This window comes from Acidiphilium sp. PM, from assembly GCF_000219295.1.
Taxonomy (GTDB): domain Bacteria; phylum Pseudomonadota; class Alphaproteobacteria; order Acetobacterales; family Acetobacteraceae; genus Acidiphilium; species Acidiphilium multivorum.
This window is the reverse complement of record NZ_AFPR01000388.1, coordinates 1-869: the sequence shown is the minus strand read 5'-3', so window position 1 is coordinate 869 and position 869 is coordinate 1. Positions and strand designations below refer to the sequence as shown.

Below are 869 nucleotides of genomic sequence, written 5' to 3'. Positions count from 1 at the left end.
GAAACGGAATCGGGGGAAGATCGGTGTCCATCGGCGTTCTCTAGCCGGTCGGGCCCGCCGCGGCGAGGGGTTGCGCGCCGAACTCCGGCACCAGCCTTGCCAGCGCCGCGAGCGCGGCCGCCGCCTCGCCGCGCTGGATCAGGGCGGCCAGCTCGTCGAAGGCGCGGCCGACCAGGGCGGCGTCGGCCACGCGGGGGGCGGCCATCAGCAGGCCGGGAAACCCGGTCTCGATCGGCCGTTCGGCGCCGTGGAACAGCTCCTCGAACAGCTTTTCTCCCGGCCTGAGCCCGGTGAAGCGGATCGGGATGTCGAGATCGGGCCTGAGCCCGGCGAGGCGGATCATCTGCCGCGCGAGATCGACGATCTTCACCGGCTCGCCCATGTCGAGCACGAAGATCCCGCCTTGTGCGACCGGCAGCGCCGCGTCCGAGCGGCCGACCACGGCGGCCTGCAGCACGAGCGAGACCGCCTCGCGCACCGTCATGAAATAACGCCGCATGTCGGGATGCGTTACCGTCAGCGGCCCGCCGCGGGCGAGCTGGCGGCGGAACAGCGGCACCACCGAGCCGGTCGAACCCAGCACGTTGCCGAACCGCACGGTGACGATGCGCATCCCCGCCTGCCGCCGCGCCGCGACGTCGAGCCCCTGGGCATACATCTCCGCCAGCCGCTTCGACGCGCCCATCACCGAGGACGGGTTCACCGCCTTGTCGGTCGAGATCAGCACCATCAGCCCGGCGCCGGCGGCGCGGGCGGCATCGGCCACGTTGCGGGTGCCGAGCGCGTTGGTGGCGATGCCCTCCAGCGGATTGGCCTCGACGATCGGCACATGCTTCAGCGCCGCCGCGTGGAACACGAGGTCCGGCCGC

General features: G+C 72.3%; 1 protein-coding gene. It reads right to left on the bottom strand.

Going from position 1 to position 869, the window contains the following annotated elements:
* Positions 1–40 precede the first annotated feature (40 nt).
* Positions 41–869: polysaccharide biosynthesis protein (locus tag APM_RS12940; protein WP_007423819.1), on the bottom strand; the 829-nt coding region annotated here is incomplete at its 5' end.